11 protein-coding genes are annotated in these 7,606 nt (G+C 54.1%); all 11 read left to right on the forward strand.

The features are described from left to right. A partial coding sequence (locus B2633_RS16860; protein WP_483171839.1) for a hypothetical protein occupies positions 1-541 on the forward strand: 541 nt, incomplete at its 5' end. 138 nt (positions 542-679) lie between these two features. Continuing rightward, a complete protein-coding gene (gene ruvC / locus B2633_RS16865; protein ID WP_483171840.1) occupies positions 680-1,171 on the forward strand; it encodes a crossover junction endodeoxyribonuclease RuvC in 492 nt (163 codons plus the stop codon). A 34-nt stretch (positions 1,172-1,205) separates the two neighbouring features. Next, positions 1,206-1,808 (forward strand): Holliday junction branch migration protein RuvA, encoded by a 603-nt coding sequence (ruvA, locus tag B2633_RS16870; protein ID WP_483171841.1) that lies wholly within the window; start codon positions 1,206-1,208, stop codon positions 1,806-1,808. 14 nt (positions 1,809-1,822) lie between these two features. Next, on the forward strand, positions 1,823-2,881 hold the full coding sequence (gene ruvB / locus B2633_RS16875; protein WP_483171842.1) for a Holliday junction branch migration DNA helicase RuvB: 1,059 nt from the start codon (positions 1,823-1,825) through the stop codon (positions 2,879-2,881). A gap of 11 nt (positions 2,882-2,892) precedes the next feature. Then, on the forward strand, positions 2,893-3,453 hold the full coding sequence (locus B2633_RS16880) for an epoxyqueuosine reductase QueH (protein ID WP_483171843.1): 561 nt from the start codon (positions 2,893-2,895) through the stop codon (positions 3,451-3,453). Beyond that, on the forward strand, positions 3,450-3,677 hold the full coding sequence (locus B2633_RS16885; RefSeq protein ID WP_483171844.1) for a DUF2905 domain-containing protein: 228 nt from the start codon (positions 3,450-3,452) through the stop codon (positions 3,675-3,677). Before B2633_RS16880 ends, B2633_RS16885 begins: the two co-directional genes overlap by 4 nt. A 5-nt stretch (positions 3,678-3,682) precedes the next feature. Then, positions 3,683-4,738, forward strand: coding sequence for a tRNA preQ1(34) S-adenosylmethionine ribosyltransferase-isomerase QueA (gene queA, locus B2633_RS16890; RefSeq protein WP_483171845.1), 1,056 nt, complete (start codon positions 3,683-3,685; stop codon positions 4,736-4,738). A 53-nt stretch (positions 4,739-4,791) separates the two neighbouring features. Continuing rightward, positions 4,792-5,898 (forward strand): tRNA guanosine(34) transglycosylase Tgt, encoded by a 1,107-nt coding sequence (gene tgt / locus B2633_RS16895; RefSeq protein ID WP_483171846.1) that lies wholly within the window; start codon positions 4,792-4,794, stop codon positions 5,896-5,898. Positions 5,899-5,960: 62 nt separating this feature from the next. Then, a complete protein-coding gene (gene yajC / locus B2633_RS16900; protein WP_481038011.1) occupies positions 5,961-6,239 on the forward strand; it encodes a preprotein translocase subunit YajC in 279 nt (92 codons plus the stop codon). 2 nt (positions 6,240-6,241) lie between these two features. Continuing rightward, positions 6,242-6,901, forward strand: coding sequence for an HD domain-containing protein (locus tag B2633_RS16905; RefSeq protein ID WP_481038012.1), 660 nt, complete (start codon positions 6,242-6,244; stop codon positions 6,899-6,901). A 24-nt stretch (positions 6,902-6,925) separates the two neighbouring features. Beyond that, positions 6,926-7,606 (forward strand): preprotein translocase subunit SecD (locus B2633_RS16910; RefSeq protein WP_483171847.1); only part of this gene is annotated, 681 nt, incomplete at its 3' end.

Genomic DNA, 7,606 nt, shown 5'->3' on the forward strand with positions numbered 1-7,606 from the left:
GGTTGTGGCAGCCTTGCTCCTGGGGGTGGGATTGGGATTTTTTCTCACCGGCGGGCAGCCCTTTAATAAACTGGTTAATGAACGCAAGCCGATAGTTGAGGTTGAGCCGGTACAGAGCAGGGTGGACAACAACACCCAGGTGATCTACGAGCGGGAATATCAGCAATGCGGCCATGTGGTCATTTCTGAGTTTCCCAATGCTATAGAATTGATCGGCAAAACCGTGGATGAAATCCGGCAGCTGTACAATGAACAGAACGGCTATATGGTTAAAATCGAAGGCAACACCATCACCTTGCGGCAGCTGGTCGGCGACTGGTGCCCGCAGGACTACGAGAAGACCCGGATAAAGGAATATCAGGGGCGTCTGGCCGTTTACAAGGGGCCGGATGCGGCTCATGACGAACTCTTAAGGGTTACGACCATCAGAATAGATGTCTTGCCGGGGGAAATTGTAGCTGCCATTCGCAATGGCCAGTATGAATTTGCGAATGAAGCCATGTTAAACGACGCCCTGGATAGCCTCGACGAATATATGTAAAGGTCCCCGAACACAAGTTTGCTTATGCTAAGGCCGGTTATCTGGCCTTAGTCTTTATTTTCTGGGCTATTTACTCATGGCACTGGAAAACAATATCAAGTATCATAAATGTATCTATGGGGTAAGGAAGTCGCTTTTATGAGGGTTTTAGGACTTGACCCGGGGACTGCCCGCACCGGCTACGGGGCGGTCGAATACCGCGGCGGGCGCATGCGCCTGCTGAACTATGGCTTGATCACCACCGCTGCGGATATGGAGATGCCCCGGCGCTTGCTGTCGATCAACGGGGAATTGACTCAGCTGATTGAGGATATTCAGCCCGATGCGGTAGCGGTAGAACAGATCTACTATCACAAAAATGCCAAAACCGTAATTACGGTGGCTCAGAGCCGCGGAGTGATTTTACTGACCAGTGCCCAGGCCGGACTCTGTATAGCCGAATACACCCCGCTGCAGGTCAAACAGGCGGTGGTCGGATACGGCGGAGCTGATAAAAAGCAGGTGCAGTACATGGTGCAGAAGCTGCTGGCCCTCAAAGAAACGCCGCAGCCGGATGATGCTGCAGATGCCTTGGCCGCGGCCATCTGCCACCTGCACTTCCACCGCTTATCCAATTTATATAAGGCTTAGGCTATGGAAATTCGCAGGCAAAGGTGGCTTGTTTATGATTGCTTTTGTTAAGGGTATTTTGCACAACCTCAGAGGGGATCTGGCTGTAATCGACGTGAACGGCCTGGGCTATGAAATCAACATCCACCCGCGTGCGCTGAACGGGCTGCCCCAGTGCGGGCAGCCGGTTATGCTCCACACGCATCTGGCGGTTTCCGAGAATGAATTCAAGCTGTACGGGTTTCTGGATCAGGCCGAACTGGATCTGTTCCGGCTCCTCTTGTCCATATCCGGCATCGGCGCTAAAGCCGCTCTCAACGTGCTCGGCCATATGGAACCGGCCCGGTTCTACCAGGCCATCGCCAGTCAGGACGAAAAGGCTTTGCTGGCGATTTCCGGGGTGGGCAAAAAGAGCGCCCAGCGCTTATTATTTGAATTGAAAGACAAGGTGCCTGCCGAACTGGCTTTGACCCCGACGCCATCCGAGAGCCCCCTGCCCTTCAGCGAAGTTATGGAGGCTTTGGAGGCCCTGGGATACAACCGCAGCGAGGTTTTTCCCGAGTTGATGGAGTTGAAAAACCAGGGGCTGTTAGGCCGGGAAGTAGCCCATAATGTCAAGCTGGTGCTGAAGAAGAAAGCCCAACAGCTTAAGAAATAGGAGGGAGGCAGGACATGCGGGATGAGCGCTTAATATCGCCTCACTTTATCGGGGAAGAGGATCATCAAGAGAATACCTCCCTGAGGCCTTTGCGACTGGCGGACTATATCGGGCAGAGCAAGGTCAAAGGCAACATACAGGTATTTATCGAGGCTGCCCGGGGGCGGGCGGAAAGCATAGACCATATCCTCTTGAGCGGGCCTCCGGGTCTGGGCAAGACCACCCTGGCCACTATCATAGCCAATGAACTGGGCAAATCGATCCGCAAAACCTCGGGCCCGGCTATCGAACGTCCCGGAGACCTGGCGGCGATTCTAACCAACCTGGAGCCGGGTGAGATCCTGTTTATCGATGAGATACACCGCTTAAACCGTACTGTGGAAGAGATCATGTATCCGGCTATGGAGGATTACACGATCGATATAGTTATCGGCAAGGGGCCCGGGGCCAGGACACTGTGCCTGGATTTGCCTCCTTTCACCCTGATAGGCGCCACCACCCGTCCAGGCCTCTTGAGTTCACCCTTAAGGGACCGGTTCGGCATCAACTGCCGCTTGGACTTTTATAATGAAAATGACCTTTTGTTGATCATCGAGCGGGCGGCTGTGATTATGGGCCTGCGTATAGACCAGAAGGGCGCCCGGGAGATCGCCCGCCGGGCCAGGGGCACGCCGCGCATCGCCAATCGCTTGCTGCGCCGGGTATGGGATTTTGCCCTGGTGAAAGGCGACGGGGTGATAAGCCTGAGATTGGCTCAAATGGCCTTGAGCAGCCTGGAAATCGATGAATGCGGCCTGGACAACGTGGACAGAATGATACTGGAAGCCCTGATCAATAAATTCGGGGGAGGCCCGGTGGGCCTGGAAACACTGGCTGCCGTGGTGTCAGAAGAAGGAGATACCTTAAGCGATGTCTACGAACCATACCTGATTAAACTGGGATTGATACAAAAGACCCCGCGGGGGCGCGTGGCTACGGAGAATGCCTACAAGCATCTGGGTTATCCTTTAAATCCGGCCTGGAAATCTGACCTTTTTAACCTTGGCGCTGACGCGCCTGATGATGGCGAGTAATGGAGTGAATTATGGACAAAGTACTCTTGCATACCTGTTGTGGGCCCTGTGCCACCGTTCCCCTTCCCGCCCTCAGAAAAGAGGGTTTTGATGTGCGGGGCTATTTTTACAATCCCAACATTCACCCTTTTACTGAATATGCCAAACGCCTGGAGGCTTTGCAGGAGTATGCCCGGCAGCAGGGGCTCAAACTGATCGGCGAGGAGCCTTACAACCCGGTGGATTATTTCCACCACATTACTTTCCGGGAACAGAAGCGCTGCCAGTTATGCTATCAGATCCGCCTGCACAAGACCGCACAGATGGCCCGCTCCGGCAAGTTCGATTATTTCTCGACCTCGCTTCTGGTCAGCCCCTTTCAAAAGCATGACCTCATCAAGGAGGCCGGGGAGATGGCTGCTGAAAAATATGGGGTCCCCTTCCTGTACCGGGACTTCCGCAGCGACTATAAAGAGACCGTCAGCCGCTCCAAGGAGGCCGGGCTTTACCGGCAGCAGTACTGCGGATGCCTGTACAGCGAACAGGAGCGCTATGCCTCTGCGAAACGGAAGAAGGAGGACCCAAAATCATGAATGGTATGGATAGTATCGCCAGGCTCCTCATCACCATGGGGGCGTTAATTCTCCTGGCAGGGCTGGGATTATTGCTGATGAGCAAGCTGGGCGGAGAGGGATTTCGCATCCCCGGTGATTTTGTGATCCGCCGCGGCAATTTCACCCTCTACTTTCCGCTGGCTACCGGCTTGATTCTGAGCTTGATCCTGACCGTCCTGTTAAATCTGTTTTTGAGGAGATAATATCCATGTCAGTGGATGACAACAGCCCCTATTATGATTTAGCGCAGTATCATTATGACCTGCCGCCGGAGCTGATTGCGCAGTATCCGGCCGAACCGCGGGATGCTTCCCGTCTCCTGGTGGTGGAAGGCAAAGGCGGGGCGATGCATGACCGCTATTTTAAAGAGCTGGCAGACTACCTGCATCCCGGCGATGTACTGGTCTTAAATGACACCAAAGTCATTCCCGCCCGGCTCTTGGGAGTAAAAGAGAGCGGGGGGCAGGTGGAGATATTGCTCCTGCGCAAACAGGGCCCGGAATGGGAAGCCCTGGTAAGGCCGGCCCGCCGCCTGCGTCCCGGATACCGCATACTCTTCCCCGGGTTTGAAGAGGCTGAGGCAGTCATCACCGCCGAGCTTGGTTTTCCCGGAGGGAGGCGGCTGGTCTTAAACCATTGTGATGAGGATGGGTTTATTGCCCGGGCGGGGCATATCCCGTTGCCGCCGTATATAGAGCGCAGTGACGAGTCAGGTGATGCGGAGCGCTACCAGACCATCTATGCCAGACACAGCGGTTCGGCAGCCGCGCCTACGGCCGGCCTGCACTTTACCACAACCCTGCTGGAGGAGATAAAGGCCCAGGGAGTTCAGATAGCCACGGTGGTATTGCATGTGGGATTGGGGACTTTCCGCCCGGTCAGCTGCGCCGATATTCGCCAGCACCAGATGCACAGCGAGTTTTACCAGGTGAGCGCCGAAACAGCATCCCTGCTCAATCGGGCCCGGGAAAAGGGGGGGAGGATCACCGCGGTAGGCACTACCGTGGTGCGCACCCTGGAGACCATTTATGATAAAGACCGGGGTTATCGGGCCGGGCAGGGGGAAACCGACTGTTTCCTCTACCCTGGTTACGATTTTAATGCCATTGACCAGCTGATAACCAATTTTCACCTGCCCGGATCTTCACTGCTGATGCTGGTATCGGCCTTTTTGGGGGTGGAAAAGACCAGACAGGCCTATCAGCACGCCATTAAGGAAAAGTATCGCTTCTTCAGTTATGGAGACGCGATGTTGATTTGCTGAAAAGTATGTGGTTTGTCTTGAACGGATAAATTTACAAGTACAGTTGAGGTGCTATGATGTTTACAATAGAGAAGAATGATCCCTTATGCCGGGCCCGGACGGGCTGCTTGAAAACCGGGCATATAAATGCCGAGACTCCGGTGTTTATGCCGGTGGGAACCCAGGCCACGGTCAAGACTCTGACCCCGGACGATCTTTATCAGATCGGGGCCTCCATAATATTGTCAAACACCTACCACCTTTACCTGCGCCCCGGTGAGCAGCTGATTGCACGGGCCGGCGGACTGCACAGCTTTATGAACTGGGAGCGAGGGGTATTGACCGACAGCGGCGGGTTTCAGGTTTTCAGCCTCAGTGCCATGCGCAAGATCAGTGACCAAGGAGTGGAGTTTCAGTCCCACATCGATGGATCCGCCCACTTTCTCACCCCTGAGAAGGTAATGCAGATCCAGATGGATTTGGGGGCCGATATCGCCATGTGCTTCGATGAATGCGCCCCCTATCCCTGCAATTACGAGGAAGCCCGGCAGGCGGTGGAACGTACCACGCTATGGGCCAGGAGGTGCCGGGAAGCACACCATTCCGACCGGCAGATATTATTTGGCATCGTGCAGGGCAATGTTTTCCCTGATTTGCGTCTAAAGAGCGCCCAGGATTTGCTGGCCCTGGACTTCCCAGGCTATGCCATCGGGGGTCTCAGTGTAGGCGAATCCAAAAAGGAGATGTATGAGACCATACAAGCCATGGACAGCCTGCTGCCCCGGGAACGCCCGCGCTACCTGATGGGCGTGGGTGCGCCGGAGGATCTGCTGGAGGGGATACGGCACGGCATAGATATGTTCGACTGCGTCTTACCCACCCGCTTAGCCCGCCATGGCAGCGCCTATACCCGCCAGGGCCGGATTACCGTGCGCAACCGGGAATATGCCGAGGATTTTCTGCCCCTGGATCCAGACTGCGGCTGTGCGGTCTGTAAAGGTTTCAGCCGCGCCTATATCAGGCATCTGGTTAAAGCCGGTGAAATGCTGGCCCACCGGCTGATCACTTACCATAACGTGCATTTTCTGGTGAACCTGATGAAAGAAGCCCGCCAGGCTATCCGGGCAGGCCGATATATGGACTTTTACCACCAGTTTTTAACTGTTTATCAAATATCTTAGAGGATTTTAGCTTTAAGTCGCGAATTTAACTTAAGTTGATCAAATTTAAGGGGTGATATCGAATGCCACTGGACAATTCCGTACTAACCTTGGTTCTCTATTTTGGCGGGTTTATTGCGATTTTTTGGGTGTTTATCATACAACCTCGCAAAAAGCAGGAGAAGCGTCATAAAGAACTGTTGGAATCCCTCAAAAGGGGCGAGAAGGTTGTGACCATCGGCGGCATAAGGGGGGAAGTAGCCCGCATAAAAGACAAGACCGTCATGATCAGAGTTAATGACAACATAGAGATCGAGTTTTTGAAAACCGCGGTAGCCTACCGCGTCGATGAGGCAGAATAATCATGCTCGAAGTCGCCGACCTTTATCGCCACCCCCTGGTGAAGGGCTTTATCAAGCAGGGGAATAAGCATCTGGAAGCGATTGGCTACACTGATCACGGCCAGGTCCATGTTAAAGTGGTGTCGCGGCTCAGCCGGGAAATCTTGCTTAAATTGAAATACCCGGAGCGCATGGCCGATTTGGCAGCGATTGCCGGATATCTGCATGACATCGGCAATGTCATCAGCCGCAACGGGCATAGTCAGGCCGGAGCCCTGATCGCCTGGGAGCTGCTCAATCGTATGCAAATGCCGGAAGATGAAATCTCTGTCATCTGTGCGGCTATCGGCAATCATGACGAAGGCAGCGGTCAACCGGTAAACGCGGTGGCTGCGGCCTTGATCCTGGCTGACAAGTCGCATGTACACCGCAACCGGGTCAGGAACCATGATGTCGCCACCTTCGATATTCATGACCGGGTCAATTACGCTGTAGAGTATTCTATTGTGAATATCGATGAAGAGGAACAGCTCATCTCCATGGTGATGGCTATAGACACCGCTATCTGCCCAGTGATGGAGTATTTCGAGATTTTCCTGAGCCGCATGCTGTTGTGCCGCCGGGCCGCTGATTTTCTGGGCTGCGAATTCGAACTCATTATAAATGGAGCCAAGCTGATCTAAGTAAAGTTGTGGAGGAATGCATTAGTGAACCGAAACTTAAGTATTGCCATAAGTGCAGTGATTGTGATCGCCCTGGGTCTGGCTGTATTTTTCCTGCAGAAGCCCCTGGTAAACAACCTGGATCTGGGCTTGGATTTAAGGGGCGGCCTGCGGGTGGTATTACAGGCCCAGGAAAAGCCGGGTGAACCGATCACTGATGACACCATTCAAAAAGCCGTAGGCATCATACGCGACCGCGTGGACAGCCTGGGGGTCAGAGAGACCAGCCTGTATCCACAGGGAAAAGACCGGGTGGTTATCGAGATCGCCGGGGAAGATGATCCTGAGGCCGCCGTAGATATACTCAAAAACGTAGCCCAGTTGGAGTTTCAGGATGAGCAGGGCAATGTTCTGGTAAGCGGCAAGAATTTGACTGATGCCCAGGCCCGGGTCAACCCCAACACCCAGGAGGCCTATGTAGAACTCAAGTTTGACAAAGAAGGCGCCGATCTGTTTGCCCAGGCCACTACCGCTAATGTAGGCAAACCGCTGGTGATCGTATTGGACGGCAAGCCCATCAGCGCCCCCATCGTCAACCAGGCCATAACCGACGGCAATGCTATCATCGAAGGCAATTTCGACGCCAAGGAAGCCCAGGATTTAGCAGTATTGCTGCGTTCCGGAGCCCTGCCGGTCAGCTTCAATGTTCTGGAAAAGCGCTCTATC

Source organism: Syntrophomonas sp. UBA1041, from assembly GCF_002316705.1.
Lineage (GTDB): Bacteria > Bacillota > Syntrophomonadia > Syntrophomonadales > Syntrophomonadaceae > DTU019.

Excerpts from the sequence above, each read along its gene's own strand:
- ruvC (WP_483171840.1), top strand. The coding sequence starts at position 680 with ATGAGGGTTTTAGGACTTGACCCGGGGACTGCCCGCACCGGCTACGGG.
- ruvA (WP_483171841.1), top strand. The coding sequence starts at position 1,206 with ATGATTGCTTTTGTTAAGGGTATTTTGCACAACCTCAGAGGGGATCTG.
- ruvB (WP_483171842.1), top strand. The coding sequence starts at position 1,823 with ATGCGGGATGAGCGCTTAATATCGCCTCACTTTATCGGGGAAGAGGAT.
- B2633_RS16880 (WP_483171843.1), top strand. The coding sequence starts at position 2,893 with ATGGACAAAGTACTCTTGCATACCTGTTGTGGGCCCTGTGCCACCGTT.
- B2633_RS16885 (WP_483171844.1), top strand. The coding sequence starts at position 3,450 with ATGAATGGTATGGATAGTATCGCCAGGCTCCTCATCACCATGGGGGCG.
- queA (WP_483171845.1), top strand. The coding sequence starts at position 3,683 with ATGTCAGTGGATGACAACAGCCCCTATTATGATTTAGCGCAGTATCAT.
- tgt (WP_483171846.1), top strand. The coding sequence starts at position 4,792 with ATGATGTTTACAATAGAGAAGAATGATCCCTTATGCCGGGCCCGGACG.
- yajC (WP_481038011.1), top strand. The coding sequence starts at position 5,961 with ATGCCACTGGACAATTCCGTACTAACCTTGGTTCTCTATTTTGGCGGG.
- B2633_RS16905 (WP_481038012.1), top strand. The coding sequence starts at position 6,242 with ATGCTCGAAGTCGCCGACCTTTATCGCCACCCCCTGGTGAAGGGCTTT.